This is a genomic window from Streptomyces sp. NBC_00536 (genome assembly GCF_036346295.1).
GTDB lineage: Bacteria > Actinomycetota > Actinomycetes > Streptomycetales > Streptomycetaceae > Streptomyces.
Genome location: NZ_CP107819.1, coordinates 7,577,477 through 7,598,266, shown reverse-complemented (window position 1 = coordinate 7,598,266; position 20,790 = coordinate 7,577,477). Strand labels below are relative to the sequence as shown.

17 protein-coding genes and 1 pseudogene are annotated in these 20,790 nt (G+C 73.4%); 11 read left to right on the top strand and 7 right to left on the bottom strand.

All coding sequences use genetic code 11. The annotated features are described in order from the left end of the window. Positions 1–8 precede the first annotated feature (8 nt). Positions 9–824: pseudogene (locus OHS33_RS32480) on the bottom strand (hypothetical protein); the annotation flags it as partial. A gap of 112 nt (positions 825–936) precedes the next feature. Between OHS33_RS32480 and OHS33_RS32475 the strand changes: the two are divergent. Next, positions 937–1,617 (top strand): DUF6629 family protein, encoded by a 681-nt coding sequence (locus tag OHS33_RS32475; protein ID WP_330333985.1) that lies wholly within the window; start codon positions 937–939, stop codon positions 1,615–1,617. On the opposite strand, the gene OHS33_RS32470 is transcribed toward OHS33_RS32475, so the two are convergent. The 3 genes from OHS33_RS32470 to OHS33_RS32460 form a co-directional block, all read right to left on the bottom strand. Continuing rightward, positions 1,581–1,757, bottom strand: coding sequence for a DUF6126 family protein (locus tag OHS33_RS32470; RefSeq protein WP_443065378.1), 177 nt, complete (start codon positions 1,755–1,757; stop codon positions 1,581–1,583). The genes OHS33_RS32475 and OHS33_RS32470 overlap by 37 nt on opposite strands. Positions 1,758–1,832: 75 nt before the next feature. Further along, complete coding sequence (locus OHS33_RS32465) at positions 1,833–2,438, bottom strand: helix-turn-helix domain-containing protein (RefSeq protein ID WP_330333984.1); 606 nt, start codon at positions 2,436–2,438, stop codon at positions 1,833–1,835. Positions 2,439–2,514: 76 nt separating this feature from the next. Further along, positions 2,515–4,083 (bottom strand): ATP-dependent DNA ligase, encoded by a 1,569-nt coding sequence (locus OHS33_RS32460; RefSeq protein WP_330333983.1) that lies wholly within the window; start codon positions 4,081–4,083, stop codon positions 2,515–2,517. A 130-nt stretch (positions 4,084–4,213) separates the two neighbouring features. Here OHS33_RS32460 and OHS33_RS32455 point away from each other — a divergent pair, with 130 nt between their 5' ends. Both OHS33_RS32455 and OHS33_RS32450 read left to right on the top strand, forming a co-directional pair. Beyond that, on the top strand, positions 4,214–6,949 hold the full coding sequence (locus OHS33_RS32455) for an alpha/beta fold hydrolase (RefSeq protein WP_330333982.1): 2,736 nt from the start codon (positions 4,214–4,216) through the stop codon (positions 6,947–6,949). Next, complete coding sequence (locus tag OHS33_RS32450) at positions 6,946–7,833, top strand: ABC transporter permease (protein ID WP_330333981.1); 888 nt, start codon at positions 6,946–6,948, stop codon at positions 7,831–7,833. Before OHS33_RS32455 ends, OHS33_RS32450 begins: the two co-directional genes overlap by 4 nt. 125 nt (positions 7,834–7,958) lie before the next feature. On the opposite strand, the gene OHS33_RS32445 is transcribed toward OHS33_RS32450, so the two are convergent. Next, positions 7,959–9,782 (bottom strand): glycoside hydrolase family 35 protein, encoded by a 1,824-nt coding sequence (locus OHS33_RS32445; RefSeq protein ID WP_330333980.1) that lies wholly within the window; start codon positions 9,780–9,782, stop codon positions 7,959–7,961. A gap of 205 nt (positions 9,783–9,987) precedes the next feature. On the opposite strand from OHS33_RS32445, the gene OHS33_RS32440 reads away from it, so the two are divergent. The 5 genes from OHS33_RS32440 to OHS33_RS32420 all read left to right on the top strand — a co-directional run bounded on the left by OHS33_RS32440 (position 9,988) and on the right by OHS33_RS32420 (position 15,592). Then, positions 9,988–11,157 (top strand): substrate-binding domain-containing protein, encoded by a 1,170-nt coding sequence (locus OHS33_RS32440; RefSeq protein ID WP_330333979.1) that lies wholly within the window; start codon positions 9,988–9,990, stop codon positions 11,155–11,157. A 127-nt stretch (positions 11,158–11,284) separates the two neighbouring features. Further along, complete coding sequence (locus OHS33_RS32435) at positions 11,285–12,655, top strand: ABC transporter substrate-binding protein (RefSeq protein WP_330333978.1); 1,371 nt, start codon at positions 11,285–11,287, stop codon at positions 12,653–12,655. A 155-nt stretch (positions 12,656–12,810) separates the two neighbouring features. After that, the gene (locus OHS33_RS32430; RefSeq protein ID WP_330333977.1) at positions 12,811–13,659 is read left to right on the top strand and encodes a carbohydrate ABC transporter permease; all 849 of its coding nucleotides are present in this window, start codon (positions 12,811–12,813) and stop codon (positions 13,657–13,659) included. Further along, entirely contained in the window at positions 13,656–14,561 is a 906-nt protein-coding gene (locus tag OHS33_RS32425) for a carbohydrate ABC transporter permease (protein ID WP_330333976.1), read from the top strand. The genes OHS33_RS32430 and OHS33_RS32425 overlap by 4 nt, the downstream gene beginning before the upstream one ends. 26 nt (positions 14,562–14,587) lie before the next feature. After that, entirely contained in the window at positions 14,588–15,592 is a 1,005-nt protein-coding gene (locus OHS33_RS32420) for a hydroxyacid dehydrogenase (protein WP_330335292.1), read from the top strand. Here OHS33_RS32420 and OHS33_RS32415 read toward each other — a convergent pair. Both OHS33_RS32415 and OHS33_RS32410 read right to left on the bottom strand, forming a co-directional pair. Further along, positions 15,580–16,386: a sugar phosphate isomerase/epimerase family protein gene (locus tag OHS33_RS32415; RefSeq protein ID WP_330333975.1), complete on the bottom strand. Its 807-nt coding sequence runs from the start codon at positions 16,384–16,386 to the stop codon at positions 15,580–15,582. The genes OHS33_RS32420 and OHS33_RS32415 overlap by 13 nt on opposite strands. Continuing rightward, positions 16,383–17,459, bottom strand: a complete 1,077-nt coding sequence (locus OHS33_RS32410; protein WP_330333974.1) for a LacI family DNA-binding transcriptional regulator — start codon at positions 17,457–17,459, stop codon at positions 16,383–16,385. Before OHS33_RS32410 ends, OHS33_RS32415 begins: the two co-directional genes overlap by 4 nt. Positions 17,460–17,643: 184 nt before the next feature. Here OHS33_RS32410 and OHS33_RS32405 point away from each other — a divergent pair, with 184 nt between their 5' ends. Genes OHS33_RS32405 through OHS33_RS32395 form a run of 3 tightly spaced genes read left to right on the top strand, consistent with a single transcriptional unit; the run spans position 17,644 to position 20,776 of the window. Continuing rightward, a complete protein-coding gene (locus OHS33_RS32405; RefSeq protein WP_330333973.1) occupies positions 17,644–18,795 on the top strand; it encodes a Gfo/Idh/MocA family protein in 1,152 nt (383 codons plus the stop codon). Continuing rightward, a complete protein-coding gene (locus OHS33_RS32400) occupies positions 18,792–19,946 on the top strand; it encodes a dihydrodipicolinate synthase family protein (protein WP_330333972.1) in 1,155 nt (384 codons plus the stop codon). Before OHS33_RS32405 ends, OHS33_RS32400 begins: the two co-directional genes overlap by 4 nt. Beyond that, the gene (locus OHS33_RS32395; protein WP_330333971.1) at positions 19,943–20,776 is read left to right on the top strand and encodes a sugar phosphate isomerase/epimerase family protein; all 834 of its coding nucleotides are present in this window, start codon (positions 19,943–19,945) and stop codon (positions 20,774–20,776) included. Before OHS33_RS32400 ends, OHS33_RS32395 begins: the two co-directional genes overlap by 4 nt. Positions 20,777–20,790: the final 14 nt, after the last annotated feature.

The following is a 20,790-nucleotide window of genomic DNA, read 5'->3' as shown; positions in this document are numbered from 1 at the left end:
GCGGCGGCTCACCAGGGTGGCGGCGTGGGAGGGGCGACCACCGGCGGCCGGTCGTCGTAGGTGAGCGCGTTGGGCAGCTCCCACGGGGCGAGCCAGGGGCCTGTGGTCGAGGAAGCTGTTCCCGGTGACCCGGATGTCCGCCCCGTCGATGCTCCGGTCCAGGGCGTAGAACCAGATCGCGCCGAGGCCGATGTTCCAGTTCAGCTCGTACGTGCCCGCCCGGACGGTGGTGTTGCCGCTGATCCGCAGCGCACCGGTGAAGGGTTCGGCGCCGAACCGGGACCCGACGTGCAGGGCGCTGCCCTCGCGGACGGGGTCGGCGACCAGGTTGTCGGCGACCGTGGTGTCGGAGCCGCCGTAGACCGCGATCCCGTTGGCCAGGGTCGGGCTCTGCACGGTGTTGTGGGAGAAGGTGTCACGGGCGTCGGCGGTCTTCTCGGACCACAGCGCGAGGCCGTCGTCACCGGTGTTGCGCTCCACGTTGTCCTGGACCAGGGAGTCCGTGACCCCGGTGTGGAAGTTGAGGCCGTCGGCGATCTGGTCGGCGATGACGTTGCGCGTGACCTTGAGACCGCTCATCGGACCGTCGAACCAGAGTGGACGTACAGGCCGTCGACGGTGGAGTCGCTCATGGCCCCGCCGACGCCGTTCACCTGGTCGGTGTCCACGCGTTCGCGGACATCGCCCTCGATGGCGAAGCCGGACAGGTGGACGCCCCGGCTGCCGCCCGCCGCCGCGTCCTTGCCGTAGAACCCGACGCCCTTGCCCTTGACCACGGTCCATCAGCTGCCCGCGCCGGTGATGGTCACGTCGTCGACGACGACGGCCAATAATCTTCGGAGCGTTGTCGGGTTTTTGCGGAGATCTGTGGTGTGGCGGACTCCCGGGCGGGCTCGTACCGTGGAGATCCCTTGTCACTCCTGCGCCGGGAGCCCCATGTGCTGGAGCGCGACGGCCGACCTGGCCGCCGGTTCGGCGATCACCGCCGTCGGGCTGCTCTGCGTGGTGCGGGCGCGCCGCGCCCGTGATCTGCCGGTCGCCGCGCTGCCGCTGCTGCTGGGCGCCCACCAACTGGTGGAGGCCGCGCTCTGGCACTCCGGTGGCGGCCGCGGCCCGGCCGCCACCGCCTGGGCGGTGATCGCCCTGCCGCTGCTGGCCGTGTGGGTACCGCTGGGCGTGCTGCTCGCGGCGGGGCCCGGAGCCTCCCCGGCGGTGCGGCGGCGGCTGTTCCCGCCCGCCGCCGTGGGGCTCGCCACCGCGGGGGTGCTCACGTACTGCCTGGCCACCCGCCCGGTGACCGCCGAGATCCGCGGACACGTCATCGGCTACGGGGTGAGCGTGCCGTGCGTACCCCTCGTGCTCGCGGGGTACCTGTTCGCCACCCTCGGCTCACTGCTGCTGGCCGGGGACCGGCTGCTGCGGGTCCTCGGGGCGGTGCTGGCCGCCGGGGCGGCGCTCTGCGCGCTGGTGTGGCGGCTGGAGTTCGCCTCGACCTGGTGCGCCTTCGCCGCGGTCGCGTCCCTGCTGGTCCTGGGCTGGGTGCGCCGCGACGAGGACGGCCGGGCTCAGGACGGCCGGGCTCACTGGTTCTTGGCGCCCAGGACGAAGAGCAGGTAGACGAAGAAGGCGAAGAGGTGGCCGACGAACAGGTACACGGTCAGCCGGATGATCAGGCCGCGCGGGAACTTCGACTCGATGCGCTTGCGGGCGGCGGGCCGCTCGGCGGGCACCTCCGATATCTCCGATGCCTTTGACACCCCTGACACCTCCGACACCTCCGACACCTCTGATGACACGTTCTCTCCCAAGGACACGGTGCGGCTCCTCTGCTCTCAGTGGTGCGTGGTGGCCGCGCCGCCGAGGCACAGCCCGGCGAGGCTGCTCTGCAGCAGCGTGTGGACGAACAGCAGGTCGGCGCCGCCTTCGGCGGCCGCGCCGATCCGGTGCGGGGTCAGCGAATCGAAGTGCGCGCTGTCCCCCGGCTCCAGCACGTGCCGGGTCTCCCCCAGGTACAGCCGCAGCCGCCCCTTGAGGACGTACAGCCACTCCTCACCGGGGTGCACGCGGACCAGCTCGCCGCGCTCGCTGGTGTACGGGACGTGCACGCGCAGCGCCTGCATCCCGCGCCCCGGACCGCCCGCCTGCCAGTACGTCCAGCCGTCGGCCTCGCGGGCGCCCGGCCCCCCGGCCCGTACGATGGGGTCGGCGACCGCCGGGGTCTCCCCCAGCAGTTCCGAGACCGTCGTGCCGTAGGTGCGGGCCAGTTCCAGCAGCAGCGGCAGCGAGGGCTGGCGGCGGCCGGTCTCCAGACGGGAGAGGTGGGCGGGCGAGAGCCCCGCCCGCGCGGCGGCGGCTTCCAGGGTCAGCCCGGCACGGCGGCGCAGTTCGCGCAGCTGGGGGGCGACCGTGGCGGACGGCTCGGCGGGACCGGGGTTCATGCCCTGATTGAGTCAGAAATCTTGCCCGGTTGGCAATTCTCTTGCCTCAGAGGCAAAACCATCCGCTCCCCTGTGGTCAGTCAGCCGTTCCCGCTCCCGCTCCCGTTCCCGCTCCCCACGCCCCCTGGGCCAGTACGTCCTCCAGCGTGTCCGCCTCGGCCGCCGGCTTGTCCGGGCGGTAACGGACGACCCGCGCGAAGCGCAGCGCCACCCCGCCCGGATAGCGCGAGGACCGCTGGAGTCCGTCGTGGGCGATCTCCACCACCAGCTCGGGCCGGACCCGCACCGTGTAGCCGTCGTCCTCCACCGCCAGCTCGCCCAGCCGCGCCGTCTGCCAGCGCAGCAGCTCGTCCGTGAGCCCCTTGAAGGTCTTGCCGAGCATCGCGTACGTCCCGTCGGCGGCCCGTGCGCCCAGGTGCAGGTTCGACAGCAGGCCGGTGCGCCGCCCGTGGCCGCGTTCCACCGCGAGCACCACCAGATCGAGCGTGTGCACCGGTTTCACCTTCAGCCAGTGTTTGCCGCGCCGCCCGGCCGCATAGACCGAATCGAGTGCCTTGGCCATCACCCCCTCGTGCCCCCGGGCCAGCGCCGCCGACCAGAACGCGGCGGCGGCCTCGCCCGCCGCCTCCGGGTCCTCGGCCACCAAGCGGCGTACCCGCGCGTCCTCGGGCACCAGGGCCGCCAGCGCCGCGTACCGCTCGCGCACCGGAAGGTCCAGCAGCGCCCGGCCGTCCACGGCCAGGACGTCGAAGAAGAAGGGGGTCACCGGCAGCGCCAGCCGGGCCGCCGCCACGTCCGTCCGGGAGCCGACCCGGCTCGCGACCTCCTGGAACGGCACCGGGCGCCCGTCCGCCGCGAGCGCGATCACCTCGCCGTCCAGGACAAACCGGTCCCCCGGCAGCGAGCGGGCCAGTTCCACCACCTCGGGCAGCCGGCCCGTGATCTCGTCCAGCGACCGCGTGTAGACGCCCACCTCGTCCCCGTCCCGGTGCACCTGCACCCGGATCCCGTCGAGCTTCTCCTCCAGCGCGCAGGGCCCGAGCGCCGCCAGCGCGTCCGCCACCGACTTCGCGGTGTTCGCCAGCATCGGCTGTACGGGCCTGCCCACCCGGAGCGTGAAGGCGTCCAGCGCCTCCGCGCCCCCGGCCAGTACCGCCCCGGCCACCCGCGGCAGCGACCCCTCCAGCATCACCGCCCGGCGCAGCGCGGCCTGCGGCACGCCCGCGGCCCCGGCGACGGCGGCCAGCGCCACCGCGTCCAGCGCCCCCTGCCGCACCTCTCCGGACAGCAGGGCGCGCAGGAACCGCTGCTCCTGCGCGGTCGCCGCGCCCAGCAGTTCCGCGAGGATCCGGCGCCGCTCCCCCTGCGCGCCCGCCCCCGCGACCCCGGCCAGCGCGGTCACCGCCGTGTCCACCGCGCGGACGGTCAGCGTGGCCTGCGCGGCGGCCGGGATCTCCTCGCTCAGCGCCCGCCAGCCAACGCCGGGGCGGCCCTGGGGCAGCCGCCCGGCGAGGTAGGAGATCACCAGGGCGGCCTCGTCCGCCGGGGCGGCCGCGAACAGTGCGGCCAGCAGCGCCACCTTCTCCGACCGGGCGGAGGTCCCGGCCACTTCCCGGGACACCCGCGCGACCTCGGCCAGCAGCATGCGGCCATCCTCCCGCGGTCCGGCGTACCGCGCCCGCGGTACGCCGGACCGGCGGAGTACTCCTTGAGGAGGTGCGGAGGTCCGCCCGTGGGCGCTCCGGCCGGAGCGCCCGTGCGATTAGGGTCTCCGTATGAAGCTCCGACTGCCCCGGCGCCGCCGAAGCCGCCTGCTCGCGGGCGCCGCCGCGCTCGCCGTCGTCGCGGGGGCCGGTACCTGGACCGCCGCGGCCTCGGCCGCCGACGCGCCGGCCGTGCACCGCCAGGACCGCATGATCGAGATGCCCGGCGCCGCGATCGACACCTCTTACTTCACCGCCGGGGGCGGTGCGAAACGGCCCGCCGTGCTGCTCGCCCACGGCTTCGGCGGCAGCAAGGACGACGTCCGGGCGCAGGCCGAACAGCTGGCGCGCGACGGGTACGCGGTCATGACCTGGTCGGCCCGCGGCTTCGGCCGCTCCGGCGGCAAGATCGGCCTCAACGATCCCGAGTACGAGGTCAAGGACGTCTCCCGGCTCATCGACTGGCTCGCCACCCGCCCCGAGGTGCGGCTCGACGCGGCCGGGGATCCGCGCGTGGGCGTGAGCGGCGCCTCGTACGGCGGCGCGATCTCGCTGCTCGCGGCCGCCTACGACCCGCGGGTGGACGCGATCGCTCCGGAGATCACCTACTGGAGCCTCGCGGACTCGCTCTTCCCGAACGACGTCTTCAAGAAGCTCTGGGCCGGGGTGTTCTTCACGACCGGTTCCGCGGGCGGCATGCAGCCCGGTGGCGCCCCGGGCGCGGCCGCGGCCGGGCCCGTCGATCCCCTGGCCGCGCCCGGCTGCGGACGCTTCCAGCCGGAGCTGTGCGCGATGTACGAACGGGTGGCGGTGGCGGGCAAGCCCGACCAGCAGGCCCGTGAGCTGCTGGAACGGCGCAGCCCGTCCGCGGTCGGGGACCGGATCAAGGCGCCCGCCCTGATCGTGCAGGGGCAGGCCGATTCCCTCTTCCCGCTGGGCCAGGCCGATGCCATGGCCGCCGCGCTCGCGAAGAACGGGGCGCCGGTGGCGGTGGACTGGGCCGCGGGCGGTCACGACGGCGGGATGACGGAGAACGACCGGATCCAGGGCCGGGTCACCGCCTGGTTCGACCGCTACCTCAAGCAGGACACCGCGGCGGACACGGGCCCGGCGTTCCGCGTCTCGCGCACCGGAGGAATCGATTCGACGGACGGCGCGGTCAAGCTGCGCGGCGCGTCCGACGAGCACTACCCGGGGCTGGCCGCGGGCGGGCAGAAGATCGCGCTGACGGGCGCCGAGCAGAGCTTCGCCAATCCCGCGGGCGGCGCGCCCCCCGCGCTCTCCTCGCTGCCGGGGATCGGCGGTCAGCTCGCGGGGCTCGGAGCGAGCTTCGCCCTGGACTTCCCCGGGCAGTACGCGAGCTTCGAGTCGAAGCCGCTGGAGAAGGAACTGCGGATCACCGGCACCCCGACCGTCACCCTGAAGGTGAGGTCGAGCGCCGCCGACGGTTCGGCCGTGCTCTTCGGCAAGGTGTACGACGTCGGGCCCGACGGGCGCCAGCAGGTGCTGCCCAGCCAGTTGGTCGCACCCGTGCGGGTGGAGAACGCCGCCCAGGGCGCCGAGGTGAAGCTCGCGCTCCCGGCCGTCGACTACGGCGTCCAGAGCGGCCACCGGCTGCGCCTGGTGGTCGCGGCGACCGACCTCGGCTACGCCACCCCGGCCGCCCCGGCGACGTACGCCGTCTCCACGGCGGACGGGACGCTCACCGTGCCGGTCGTCGACGCCGTGCGCACCGCCTCGGCCGGGCTGCCCGCCTGGACCTGGGGGCTGCCGCTCGGCGCGGCCGTGCTGGCCGCCGCGCTCCTGGGCATCCGGCGCCGCGGCGACGGTACGCGCGCCACCGCCCCGGACGGAGCCGTGCCCGGCGGGCCGGAGCACGAGGCCGCGCTGGACGGCGTACCGCTCCAGATCACCGGACTGACCAAGCGGTACGCGAAGTCGCAGGACCGGTACGCGGTCCGCGACCTGTCCCTGCGGGTGGAGAAGGGCCAGGTGCTCGGGCTGCTCGGGCCCAACGGCGCCGGCAAGACCACCACCCTGCGGATGCTGATGGGACTGATCTCGCCGGACGCGGGCGAGATCCGGGTGTTCGGGCACGCGGTGCGGGCCGGCGCCCCGGTGCTGTCGCGGGTCGGCGCGTTCGTCGAGGGCGCGGGCTTCCTGCCGCACTTGTCGGGCCGCGCCAACCTGGAGCTGTACTGGCAGGCCACCGGCCGTCCGGCCGCGGACTCCTACATGGCGGAGGCCCTGGAGATCGCCGGGCTCGGCGACGCGCTGGAGCGCGCGGTACGGACGTACTCGCAGGGCATGCGGCAGCGGCTCGCCATCGCGCAGGCCATGCTCGGCATGCCGGACCTGCTGATCCTCGACGAGCCGACGAACGGTCTGGACCCGCCGCAGATCCGCGAGATGCGGGACGTGATGATCGACTACGCGGCGGGCGGCCGGACCGTCATCGTCTCCAGCCACCTCCTGTCGGAGGTCGAGCAGACCTGTACGCACCTGGTCGTCATGGACCGCGGACGGCTCGTCCAGGCCGGCCCGGTCGCCGAGATCACCGGCGGCGGGGACACCCTGCTGGTGACCCTGGCGGGGCCCATCGGCGAAGCGGCCGTCGAGAAGGTGGCGGCCCTGGAGGGCGTGGATTCCGTGGTGGCGGCCGAGGACGGGCTGCTCGTCCGGCTGGACGGGGCCACGGCCACCACGCTCATCGCCGAACTCGTCCGGCTGGAGGTGCCGGTGACCGGAGTGGGTCCGCACCGGCGGCTGGAAGACGCGTTCCTGACCCTGATCGGAGGTCCGGCGTGAGCGCCGTACGGGAAGTGGAACCACAAGAGGCTCAGGAAGTGGCGGCCGGGTACCAGGCGAGCCGGACGCTGCCGCTGCGGGTCGAGGCCCTGCGGCAGTGGCGCAGGCGCCGCACCCTGGTGATGGGCGGGGTGCTGGCCGCACTGCCCTTCATCATGATCATCGCCTTCGCGGTGGGCGGCTCCCAGGGCGGCGGCGGGGGCCGGGACGGCCGGATCACCCTCATCGACACGGCGACCGCGTCCGGCGCGAACTTCGCCGCGACCTGCCTGTTCGTCTCGGCGGGCTTCCTGCTGGTGGTGCCCGTCGCCCTGTTCTGCGGGGACACGGTCGCCTCGGAGGCCAGCTGGTCCTCGCTGCGCTACCTGCTCGCCTCGCCGGTCCCCCGGGCCCGGCTGCTGTGGAGCAAGCTGGTGGTGGCGCTCGGGTTCAGCCTGGCGGCGATGGTGCTGCTGCCGGTGGTGGCCCTGGCGGCGGGCACCGCCGCCTACGGCTGGGGACCGCTGAAGCTGCCGACCGGCGGGGAACTGGCGGCCGGGGACACGCTGCCGCGGCTCGCGCTGGTGGTCGCCTTCATCTTCGTGTCACAGCTGGTCACGGCCGGGCTGGCGTTCTGGCTCTCGACCCGCACGGACGCCCCGCTCGGCGCGGTCGGCGGGGCGGTCGGGCTGACCATCGTCGGGAACGTGCTGGACGCGGTGACCGCGCTCGGCTCCTGGCGCGAGTTCCTGCCCGCGCACTGGCAGTTCGCCTGGGCCGACGCCCTCCAGCCGCACCTGGAGTGGGGCGGGATGGTGAAGGGGACGGCGGTGTCGGTGTCGTACGCGCTGGTGCTGTTCGCCCTCGCCTTCCGGGGATTCGGGCGCAAGGACATCGTGTCCTGAGCCCTGCGCCCCCTGGGCCCCCCGTTCGCTCCGTACGCCGTCTCCCCCCGCCCGGGGAGGCGGCGTACGGGCGTTACGCGCCCGGGTCCGGGGAACGGGCGGCGCGTGCCGTCACGGCGCTCCTCTCACTGGAGGGTGACGACCTTGCGGCGGCCGAGGTCGGGCGTGTCGCGCAGGGGCAGGTCGGCGCCGGGGCGCTCCAGTTCCAGGACGACGACCTCGTTCTCGCCGGTGCGCCAGAGCGGGGCGGGGGCGTAGAGGGTGCGCTGGGGGCCGCGCGGGGTGTCGTAGTGGCCGAGGAGGAAGCCGTTCAGCCAGATCAGGCCGGTGCCCCAGGAGGAGAGGTCGAGGAAGCCGTCGGCGGGGGCCGGGACGGTCAGGGCGAAGCGGTGGAAGGCGGGGTCCTCGAAGGCGGGATCGTGCCGGGTCTCCGTGGGGGCGGCCGGGGCCGGGGCCGCGTCCGGGGCGGTCCACTCCAGGGCGGTGAGGTCCGTGAGCGGCAGCGGCCTGATCTCCCACTCGAACAGGTGCTGGTGGCCGTGGCGGACACCGCGCCAGATGCCCTTGCGGTCGTCGAGCAGCGGCCCGTAGTTCACCCGGCCCTGGGCGCGGACCAGTACGTCGAGGACCACCCCGGCCTCGCCGACCGGGAGGTCGAGCCCCTCGTCGAGGGCGTTCCGGTCGAGGATGCCGAGCGGCACCCCGTCGGCGAACACGTACGCGCGGTCGCCGAGGCCGTCGATCCGTACGGGCATGGCGGGGCGGGGCCCGGTGATGGCGGTCCGGTAATGGATCATGCCGAAGTCCTGGCCCAGCTTCTCCATGGGCTCCGGCGCCGGGCGGTGCACGACCGTGGAGAGCGCGTCGAGCTGCGCCGCGAGCGGGGCGCGGCCGGTCGGCGTGGCGAGGGCGGGCGCCAGCCGGGGCGGCGGCTCGGGCAGCGGACCGTCCGGCAGCGGGGCGTACTTGCCGATGACCTCGCGGAACGCGTGGAACTTGGCGGTCAGTTCACCGGCCTCGCCGATGGGGGCGTCGTAGTCGTAACTGGTGACGGTCGGCTGGTAGCCGGCCTCGCCGGGCCGGGATCCGGTGTGGTTGGCGCCCGCCCAGAAGCCGAAGTTGGTGCCGCCGTGGGCCATGTAGAGGTTGACGGAGGCGCCGGTGGCGAGGAGTTCGTCGAGCGAGGCCGCCACCTCGTCGACGGCGCGGACGTGGTGGTCCTCGCCCCAGTGGTCGAACCAGCCGAGCCAGAACTCCATCGCGGCCAGCGGTCCGCTCTTCTGGTAGCGGCGCAGCGCCTCCAGGCGTTCGGCCGGGCGGGCGCCGAAGGTGGCGGTGGCGAGGCGGCCGGGGACCATGCCGCCTTGCAGCATCGCGTCCTCGGGGCCGTCGGCGGTGAACAGCAGGCAGTCCACGCCGCGTTCGAGCAGGGCCCGCTCGACGTGGGCACGGTAGCGGGTGTCGTTGCCGTAGGAGCCGTACTCGTTCTCGATCTGTACGGCGACCACCGGACCGCCCCGGCTCGCGAGCAGCGGCAGCAGTTCGGGCAGGACGAGGTCGAACCAGCCGTCCACCTCGGCCTCGAAGCGCGGGTCGGAGCAGCGCAGGCGCAGCCCGTCCCGGGCGAGCAGCCGGGCGGGCAGACCGCCGAAGTCCCATTCGGCGCAGATGTACGGGCCGGGGCGGACGATGGCGTCGAGGCCCAGGTCCTGGGCGGTGCGCAGGAAGCGGGCGAGGTCGCGGGGGCCGGTGAAGTCGGCCTTGCCGGGGGCGCTCTCGTGGAAGTTCCAGGGGACGTAGGTGTCCACGGTGTTGACGCCGAGGGCGCGCAGTCTGCGGAGCCGGTCCTCCCACAGGTCCGGGTGGACCCGGAAGTAGTGGAGGGCCCCGGAGATGACGCGGTGGGGCCGGCCTGCGCGCCGGAATCCGTCCTGGTCGTGCGTGAGCATGCGCTGACTCCCGTGCCGTGCGGTGCGAGGGGTGCCGGACGACGCCGAATATATGAACGCGACGCGCACGCCGTCAATGACGAGTTGATCGGAAACGATCGAATCGATCGTTCAGGTGCTCTCGGTTCTCTATGATGAGCGGGGAGCGCGCACAGCGCGCGGAAGAGCGCGTACCAGCACCGGCAGAACAGCCCAGGGGGACCCCTTGAGACCACATGTAGACCAGCGCCAGGCGCAGGTGCTCGCGCTCGTCCGGGCCCGGGGCAGCGTGCGGGTCGCGGACGTCGCCCAGGAGCTGGGCGTCTCCCCCGTCACCTTGCGCCGGGACATCGAGGCGATGGCCGCCCGGGGCGAGATCCAGCGGATGCACGGGGTGATCAGCCGGGTCGAGACCCCGGGGGGCTCGGGCGCCCCGGGGACGGACGGCCGGGCCGCGGGGCGCGCGGCGGGGCCCGGCGCGCGGGGCGCGGCGGACCGGGCGGGGACGGGTGACGCGGCGGGCCTGGTGGTCGGCATGGTCGTGCCGACCACCGAGTACTACTACGCGGAGGTGGTGCGCGGGGCCCGGGAGGTGGTCGAGGCACGGGGCGCGCGGCTGACCGTGGGGCTGACCCGGTACCTTCCGGGCGAGGACCGGACCCAGGCCGACCGCTTGCTGTCCACGGGGGCGGACGGGCTGCTGCTGACCCCGAACTGGGACGCCGGATCGCCGGGGCCCGGCGAGGGCGCCTGGACCGCTGAGCTGCCGGTTCCCACCGTGCTGGTGGAGCGGTGGGCCCCGCCCGGGCACCCCGCGGCCGCACTGGACCGGGTCGTGTCGGACCACGCCCACGGCGCGGCGCGGGCGGTCCAGCACCTGGTGGGGCTGGGCCACCGGCGGATCGCGCTGGCCTGCCAGGAGACGCCGACGAGCGCGCGGCTGCGGGCCGGGTACGAGGCGGCCGTGGCCGCGCTCGGCCTGGAACCGGCGCCGCCGTGGCCGACGGCCGGACCGGGTGCGACGCCGGTCGCGGAGCTGTCGGTGGCGGACCGGTTCGCGCGAACCCTGGAGTACCTGTGCGAGGCGGTCTCCGGGGGCGGGGTCACGGCCGCGCTGATCCACAGCGACACGGACGCGATCATGCTGATCCCGCGGCTCCAGGCGCGGGGCGTGCGGGTGCCGGAGGACCTGGCGGTGATCACGTACGACGACGAGGTGGCGGGGCTGGCGGACGTGCCGCTCTCGGCCGTCGCCCCGGCCAAACGGGAGGTGGGGGCGCGGGCGGCGGAGCTGCTGCTGGACCGGCTGTCGGGGGCCGACGAGGCGGCGTACGGGCCGGACGGCGGGCCGCGGCAGCATCTGGAGCTGCTCCCCCGGTTGACCATTCGCTCATAAAGGAGGAGTCGATCTGATTGTTTCGATCGAGTTGTGCGTTCGCTCTTGACGGTGTGCGCGTTCGGACAAAAGATGGGCCGCGTTCTCCCATCCGCCGCCCGCAGCGGTCGTCCGTAGGAGTCGAAACATGTCGCGCAGCCTGCCTTCCTCCCGCCTGCACTCCTCCCGCCTGCCTTCCCCTCGCCCGCACTCCTCCCGCCTGACCCGTCTCGCCCTCACCGCCTCGGTCGCCTCGCTGGCGCTGCTCGCCACCGCGTGCGGCGGCAAGGAGGGGACGGGGGCGTCGGCCGAACCGGCGGGCCCGGCCGATCAGCCGGTCACCCTCACCTACTGGTCCTCCAGCGCGGGCGCCCAGCAGACCGCGGACGCCTTCAACAAGACGCACAAGAACATCCGGGTGACGTTCTCGGCCGTGCCCGGCGGGCCGGACGGCGCGGCCAAACTCTCCAACGCCGTCAAGGGCGGCAACGCGCCGGACATCGCGACGATGGACTACTCCGCGCTCCCCGAGTTCGCGAGCGGCGGCAACCTGGAGGACCTGAGCGCGACCTCCGGCAAGCTCGTCGCCGAGAAGTTCCCCAAGGCGGTCCAGTCCCTGGTGGGCCTCGGCGGCAAGACCTGGGCGGTGCCCTTCGACGTCACCCCGCTCGAACTCTTCTACCGCAAGGACATCTTCGAGAAGCACGGGGTCGCCGTGCCGACGACGTGGGAGGAGTACAAGCAGGCCGCGGAGAAGATCAACAAGGCCGACCCCTCGGTCCGGATCACCAACTTCGGCGGCGGCGACCCCGCCGTGCTCGCCGGACTCTCCTGGCAGGCGGGCGCCAAGTGGTACGGCACCGAAGGCGACAAGTGGAAGGTCGCCATCAACGATCCGGCCTCCCGGAAGGTGGCCACGTACTGGAACGGCCTGCTCGATGCGGGACTGGCCTCCAAGACCCCGCTGTGGGGCGAGGGCGAGGCCAAGGAACGCTCGTCCGGTCAGGTCGCGACGGTCATCGGCGCCGCCTGGACGGCCGGTACCTTCCTCGCGAGCTACCCGGACCTCAAGGGCAAGTGGGGCATCGCCCCGCTCCCCACCTGGGACGGGAAGCCCGCCACGGGCATGTACGGCGGCACCTCCTACATCGTGCCGAAGGGCAGCAAGCACACCAAGGCCGCGGCGGAGTTCATCGCGTGGGTCACCACCGACCCGGAAGCCGTCAAGGCGCGGCTCAGCTCGCTGAAGGCTCCCAGCAGCGCCCTGCCGGCCAACCCGGAGATGCGGGTGGCGGCCTCGAAGCTGTTCGACGCCTCGTACTTCGCCGGGCAGGACCCCTACGCCCTGGCCGGCGCGGCGGCGGACACCATCGTGCCCGGCTGGACCTGGGGCCCGACGCACCTCCAGGTCAACGCGGCCCAGAACGCGGCCGGGGCCGACCAGCTCAAGGCCCTGAGCGAGGGCCAGAGCGCCGCCGAGAAAGCCATCAAGGCCCGCGGCCTGGGCCTGGCCAACTGATGCCCCCGCACCACCCCGAGGCGAGCACGGGCCACCCCGGGCCGACCGCGGCTCGGGTCGGAACGGCCCCGGGGAGGGAGGGCGCGGGCGGCCCGCGCCGGCTCGCCGCCGCGGGCGGAGCCGGGACGCGGTTCCGTTCCGCTCCCCTCCTCTTCATGGCCCCCTTCTTCCTCCTCTTCGCCCTCGTCACCGTCGCCCCCATCGCCTACGCCGCCTGGCTGAGCCTGTTCCACGACGAGCAGTCCGGCCTCGGCTTCGGCGGCACGCGGCGCGTGTTCAGCGGATTCGGGAACTACACGAACGCCCTCACCGATCCCCTCTTCCTGGCCTCCTTCCGCCATGTCGCCGTCTACTGCCTCCTCTACATCCCCGTCATGGTCGGCGGCGCGCTGGTGCTCGCCCTGCTGCTGGACTCCGCCCTCGCCCGGGCCAGACGGTTCTTCCAGATCGCCTTCTACCTGCCGCACGCCGTCCCCGGCCTGATCGCCGCCGCGATCTGGCTGTACCTCTACACCCCCGGTCTGAGCCCGGTCCTGGACGTCCTCGACGGCGCCGGACTCTCCTGGAACTTCTTCGGCCGTGACGAGGCCCTGCTGTCCGTCGTCAACGTCTCGGCCTGGCAGTGGATGGGCTACAACATGATCATCTTCTTTGCCGGGCTCCAGGCCGTACCCCGGGAAACCCTGGAGGCCGCCACCATGGACGGCGCCGGAGCCATCCGCACCGCCTTCCAGGTCAAGGTGCCCAGCATCCGGCCCACCCTGATCCTGACCGTGCTCTTCACCTGTGTCGGCGCCGTCCAGCTCTTCGACGCACCGCAGTTGCTCCAGCTCCGGGCCAACGAGATGGGCGAATCCTGGTCGCCGACGATGTACGTCTTCAGCGCCGCGTTCAAGAGCCACGACTACGGCCTCGCCGCCGCGGGCGCCCTGCTCCTCGCCCTGGTCGCGGGAGCCGCCTCCTACGTCGTCACCACGCTCGGCAACCGCTGGAGGGACGCATGACCCACACGCTCACCCGGCCCGTCGCTCCCGCCCACACCCCCGCCCCCGCCCCCGCGCGGCGCCGTTCCTCCGCCCTCCTCTCCAAGACCGCCGTCAACGCCGCCCTGCTGCTGGTCGCCGCCTACACCCTGATGCCCCTCGCCTGGCTGGTCATGGCGGCCACCAAGAACCGGCGTGACCTCTTCGCCACCGATCCCTACTCCTTCGGCGACTTCAACCTCCTCGACAACCTCCACGACGTCTTCGCCTACAACGACGGCATCTTCGGCCGCTGGCTCGGCAACAGCCTCCTGTACACCGTGGTCGGCTCCGTCCTGTCCGCGCTCATCAGCGTGGCCTGCGGATATGCCTTCCACGCCTACGACTTCCGGCACAAGGAACGGCTGTTCGGCGTCGTGCTCGCCGGTGTCCTGGTGCCGGCCACCGTGCTCCAGCTCCCCCTTTACCTGATGGCCTCGGCGGCCGGGGCCGTCAACACCTACTGGGCCTATCTGGTGCCCGCCCTCGTCAACCCCTTCGGGGTCTACCTGGCCCGGGTGTTCGCCGAGGGATACGTCCCCGACGAGGTGCTCGCCGCCGCCCGGATGGACGGCGCGAGTGAACTGCGCGTCTTCGCCCACGTGTCGTTCCCGATGCTCTGGCCCGGGTTTGTGACGATCTTCCTGTTCACCTTCACGGCCATCTGGAACAACTTCTACGGCGCGCTGACCATGCTGAACGACGAACGTCTCTACCCGGTCAGCCTCGGCCTGTTCATGTGGAACCGCAGCGTCTACCAGCAGCCCGAGCTGTACCCCCTTGTCATCACCGGTTCGCTCGTCGCCGTCGTCCCGCTGGTCCTGGCCTTCCTCGGCCTCCAGCGATTCTGGCGCTCGGGTCTCACAGCGGGAGCCGTCAAGTGACCCACCGTCCCGTCACCCTGCTCGCCATGAGTCCCGGCACGCGCGCCGCCGTGCTGGGCGACCCGGCCACCCTCGCCGAGCTGCACCGCGTCGCCGACGTCGACTCCGGTCTCCTCCTCACCGATTTCGCGGAGTTCGCGGACATCACGGACCCGGCCCGTCCGGGGCACCGGCTCGGCGAGACCGAGGTGCTGTTCACCGGCTGGGGCTGCCCGCCGCTGGACGCGGCGGCGCTGGAACGGATGCCCCGGCTCCGCGCCGTGGTCCACGCGGCCGGCAGTGTCAAACACCATGTGACCGAAGCCTGCTGGGAACGCGGTCTGCTCGTCTCCAGCGCGGCCGCCGCCAACGCGGTGCCCGTCGCCGAGTACACGCTCGCCGCGATCCTCTTCGCCAACAAGCGGGTACTGGAATCGGCCCACCTGTACCGGTCCACCCGCGGCCCGATCGACCTCCTGAGCCGCTATCCGGGCATCGGCAACTACCGCCGGACGGTCGGCCTGGTCGGCGCCTCGCTGATCGGGCGGCGGGTCCTGGAACTGCTCCGCCCCTTCGATCTGCGGGTGCTCGTCCACGATCCGTACGCCGACCCGGCCGAGCTAGAGGCGATGGGCGCCGAGCCGGTCCCCCTGGACGAACTGCTCTCCCGCAGTGACGTGGTCAGCCTGCACGCCCCCGCGCTCCCGCAGACCCGCCACCTGCTGGACGCGCCCCGGCTCGCCCTGATGCGGGACGGCGCCACGCTGGTCAACACCGCACGCGGCTCCCTGGTCGACACCGCGGCCCTGACCGAGGAACTGATCTCCGGCCGACTGCACGCCGTCCTCGACCACACCGAGCCCGAGGTGCTGCCCGGCGCCTCACCCCTCTTCAACCTGCCGAACGTCCTGCTCACCCCCCATGTGGCCGGTTCGCTGGGCGGGGAGCTGGACCGCCTGGCGGCAACGGCCGTCGAGGAGTTGGAGCGGTACGCCCTGGGGCTCGGCTTCCGCCACACCGTCGATCCGGGCCGACTGGCCTACTCGGCGTGAGCCACCTCCTTCCGCGCCGCTCGCACCAGCCCGGCCAGATGCTCCCGGCCCGCGGTGAGCAGGCCCGGCAGTTCCTCGGCGCCCGGGTACCAGCGTCTCTCGTACTCCCAGCAGAGCCAGCCCCCGGGCGGCGCGGCGGCCACCGCCTCGGCCAGCGGGAGCGTCCCGCGGCCCAGCCCCAGCGGGGTCAGGTCCGCCGCCGATGCCACGTCCTTGACCTGTATGTAGCCCAGGTGCCCGGACAGCGCCCGGCTCGACCGCGCCGGACTCTCGCCACCGAGCCAGGTGTGCAGTACGTCCCACAGCGCGCCCGCGCCGGGGTGCCCGACCCGGTCCAGCACCCGCGCGGCGGCGGCCCCGGTGCGGTGGGAGTCATGGGTCTCCAGCAGGATCCGCACGCCCTCGCGCTCGGCGAACGGCGCCGCGGCGGCGAGTCGGCGCGCGGCGATCGCATCGGCCTCGGCGGAGTCGGGGTCGCCGCCGGGGAAAACCCGGACGTAGGGGGCTCCGAGGTCGGCGGCGAGCGCGGTCAGGGCTCTCAGCTCGGCGAGGACGGGTTCGTCGGGTCCCTCGGCCGCGACCCGGGCATAGCCCGCGACCGCGAGGATCCCGACACCGGCGGCGGCGAAGGCACGGACAGCGGCGGCCCGGTCGGTGGCCGGGGAGCCGCAGTGGAGCGGCTCCTCGGGGTGGGTGCGGAGTTCCACCCCGTCGTATCCGTGCGTGGCGGCGAGGGCGGCGGCCTCCGTGAGCGGGGTGCCCGGCAGGCCGAGGGTGGAGAAGGCGTACTTCATGGCCGGCTCCCGGCGGGTGGGGGTGCGGTGGAACCGCGCACCATCAGTTCGGTGGGCAGGGTGGTGATGCCGCCGGGCGGGGGCAGTCGGCGTCCTGTGACCAACTGCGCGGCGAGCGCGCCCGCTTCGCGCAGCGGCACCCGCACGGTGGTGAGGGCGGGGGCTGTGTCCACGCAGAAGGGCAGATCGTCGAAGCCCGCGACGGACACGTCTTCGGGGATCCGTATCCCCTCTTCCCGCAGGGCCGCGGCGACCCCGGTCGCGACCGTGTCGTTGGCGGCGACGACCGCGGTGAACGACGCGCCGCGGCGGAGCAGTTCGCGGGTGGCGTCATAACCGGCGGAGCGGTCGAAGCTCGCATGGACGGTCAGGGGGGCGCAGGCCTCGGTCAGGGCGGGATCCTGCCGGTGCAGGGCGGCGCGGTGGCCGGCGAGCCGCTCACGGGTGGTGCTCAGCCCGGGCGGTCCGGCGACATAGGCGATCCGGCGGTGCCCCAGGGTCAGGAGGTGTTCCGCCAGGCGGAACGCGCCTCCGTGGTCGTCGAACATGACGGTGGCGACCGGCAGTGCGGCCGGGACGGGCAGCGGGGGGCGGCCGCACAGCACGACCGGGACGCCGGTGGTGGCGATCCGGGTGACGCGAGCGGTCAGCGCGGCGGTGTGGGCGGGCTCTTCCACCGCGCCGCCGGTGAGCACGACGCCACCGGCGCGCTGGCCTTCCAGCAGGGTCAGATAGGCCAGTTCGGCCGCGGGGTCGCCTTCGGTGTTGCAGACCACGGCGAGGCGGCGGCTCCCGGGGTGGCCGCTCTCCGGGCCGAGCGCGCTCTGCAGGGATCCGGCGAGGATCCCGAAGTAGCTGTCGGCCACGTCGTGGACGAGGACGCCGACGAGGTCGGAGGTGGCTGCCGCGAGGGCGCGCGCCGGACCGTTGGCCACATAGCCGAGTTCCTCGATCGCCCGCTCCACGCGGGTCCGGGTCCCCCCGGCCACGGGGTAGCCGCCGTTGAGTACGCGCGAGACCGTCGCGGGCGACACGCCCGCCTGCTCCGCGACCTCTGCCAGAGTCACCGCCATCTTTCCGCCCCTTCCGTCCTGCCCGGGTCATCGTCTCATCCGGTGTGTGGATCTCCATACTCGCAAATTTAGAAAGCGCTTTCTATCACCCGAAAGAGTCTTGCCGCGGCGAGATCCCCGGCCCTAGCCTGAACGGAGTGAAAGCGCTTTCTACCGGCGCCCGATGACGCAGAGGGAGGTCAGCATGGAACGCAGGACGATCAAGATCGCCATGAACGGCGTGACGGGGCGGATGGGGTACCGGCAGCATCTGGTCCGCTCCCTGCTCGCGCTGCGCGAGCAGGGAGGCCTGGACCTGGGCGACGGCACCGTGCTCTGGCCCGAGCCGGTGCTGGTGGGCCGCCGCGAGGCGGCGCTCCGGGCCCTCGCCGAGCGACACGGCCTGGAGCACGTGAGCACCGACCTCGCGTCGGTCCTCGCCGACCCCGAGGTGGAGATCTACTTCGACGCCCAGGTCACCAGCGCCCGCGAAGCCGCCCTCGCCCGGGCCATCGCCGCGGGCAAGCACGTGTACTGCGAGAAGCCGACCGCCCTCACCTTCGAGTCCTCGCTGCGCCTCGCCCGGCTCGCCGCGGCCGCCGGGGTCAGACACGGGGTGGTCCAGGACAAGCTCTTCCTGCCCGGGCTGCTGAAGCTGAAGCGGCTGATCGACGGTGGGTTCTTCGGCGAGATCCTCTCGGTCCGGGGCGAGTTCGGCTACTGGGTCTTCGAGGGGGACTGGCAGCCCGCCCAGCGGCCCTCCTGGAACTACCGGTCGCAGGACGGCGGCGGAATCGTGGCCGACATGTTCCCCCACTGGGAGTACCTGCTGCACGAGCTGTTCGGCCGGGTCCGCACGGTGCAGGCGCTCACCCGCACGCACATCGGCCGCCGCTGGAACGAGGACGGCAAGCCGTATGACGCCACGGCGGACGACGCGGCCTACGGGATCTTCGAGCTGGAGGGCGGCGCCGTCGCCCAGATCAACTCCTCGTGGGCGGTGCGGGTCCACCGGGACGAGCTGGTGGAGTTCCAGGTCGACGGCACGCACGGATCGGCAGTCGCCGGACTGCGCGACTGCCGCGTCCAGCACCGCGCCATGACCCCCAAGCCCGTCTGGAATCCGGATCTGCCCCAGACCGAGCCGTTCCGCGCCCAGTGGCAGCAGGTCCCGGACAACACCCCCTGGGACAACGGGTTCAAGGCGCAGTGGGAGTTGTTCCTGAGACACGTGGTGCGGGGCGATCCCTGGCAGTGGGACCTCCTCGCCGGCGCCCGTGGGGTACAGCTGGCCGATCTGGGCCTGCGCTCCTCGGCCGAGGGCAGGCGGCTGCCGGTTCCGGAGGTGACGCTGTGAGCATCAGGCTCCCCTCGGCGGACGGCGGGCTCCGCGTCCACGCACCGTGTCGCGATCCGTTGCCGCCGCTCAATTTCCTCCCGGCCCGCAGCCGCAGGTTCTACTCCGCCGCGCATGTGGTCGCCGATCCGCTGGCCGCCTGTGCCGGAGCCCGGCCCGTGGTCGACTGGGACAGCACGCTCTCCTTCCGGCACCGGTTGTGGGCGCAGGGCCTGGGCGTGGCCGAGGCGATGGACACCGCCCAGCGCGGGATGGGGCTGGACTGGCCCGCCGCGGCGGAGCTGATCCGCCGGTCCGCCGTTGACGCGCTGGCCGTGGGCGGCCGGATCGTCTGCGGCGCGGGTACCGACCAGCTCCCCGGCGGCGCGCACACCCTCGCCGCGATCACCGCCGCCTACGAGGAGCAGCTGGCGCACGTCGAGGCATGCGGTGCGTCGGCGGTGCTGATGGCCTCGCGGGCCCTGGCCGCCGCGGCCCGTGGTCCCGAGGACTATCTGGAGGTGTACGGGCGGCTGCTCGGCCAGAGCGCCCGGCCGGTGGTCCTGCACTGGCTGGGCCCGATGTTCGACCCCGAGCTGACCGGCTACTGGGGCCACCACGGCCTGGACGACGCCACCGATGTCTTCCTGAAGATCATCGCCGAGCATCCGGAGAAGGTGGACGGCGTCAAGGTGTCCCTGCTGGACGCCGGCCGCGAGGTGGACCTCCACCGTCGGCTCCCCGCCGGGGTGCGCTGCTACACGGGAGACGACTACCACTATCCGGAACTGATCGCGGGGGACGGGGAGTACGCGAGCGACGCCCTGCTCGGCATCTTCGATCCGATCGCACCACTGGCCGCCCGCGCGTCGGTGGCCCTGGACCGGGACGACCCCGCGGCTTTCCGGGCGCTGCTGGACCCCACGGTGGGTCTGTCGCGGCACCTGTTCGCCCCGCCGACCCGCTACTACAAGACCGGGGTGGTGTTCCTGGCCTGGCTGGCCGGTCACCAGGACCATTTCACGATGGTGGGCGGGCTCCAGTCGGCCCGCTCGCTCCCCCATCTCGCCACCGCGTACGAACAGGCCGATCAGCTCGGCCTGTTCCCCGACCCGGAGCGGGCGGAGCGGCGCATGCGACGCCTGCTGGCGGTTCACGGGGTGGCCTCGTGACGGGGGCCCCGGCCCGGCTGAGCCTCAATCAGGAGACGATCCGGCAATGGTCCGTGCCGGAGCTGGTGACCGGGTGCGCGGCCGCCGGAGTGACGGCCGTCGGGCTGTGGCGGGATCCGGTGCGGGCCTTCGGGGTGCGGGAGACCGCGAAGCTCGTCGCGGAGGCGGGGATCCGGGTCAGTTCGCTCTGCCGCGGCGGGTTCTTCACCGCCGCCGACCCCGGGGGGCGGGCGGCCGCGCTCGATGACAACCGCCGCGCCGTGGCGGAGGCGGCCGAGCTGGGCGCCGACACCTTGGTGCTGGTCTCGGGCGGGCTGCCGGAAGGGGACCGGGATCTGGTCGGGGCACGGCAGCGGATCGCCTCGATCCTGGGCGAGCTGGCCCCGTGGGCGGCGGCGCACGGGGTGCGCCTGGGGATCGAGCCGCTGCATCCGATGTTCGCGTCGGACCGGTGCGTGGTGTCCACCCTCGGCCAGGCGCTGGACCTCGCCGAGCAGTTCCCGGCCGAGCAGGTCGGGGTGGTGGCCGACGCCTACCACCTGTGGTGGGACGAGCGGCTCCCCGCGGAGCTGCGCAGGGCCGGTGCCGGCGGGCGGATCGTGTCCGTGCAGGTGGCGGACTGGGTCACCCCGCTCCCCGAGGGCGTGTTGCTGGGCCGTGGCCAGCTCGGCGACGGAAGCATCGACCTACGAACCTTCCGCGAGCTGGCCGACGCGGCCGGGTACCGGGGTCCGGTCGAGGTCGAGATCTTCCAGCCGGGCCTGTGGGCCCGGGACGGCGCGGACGTGCTGCGGGAGGTGATCGAGCGCTACCGCGAGCATGTCGAGTGACCGATCGGTCGATG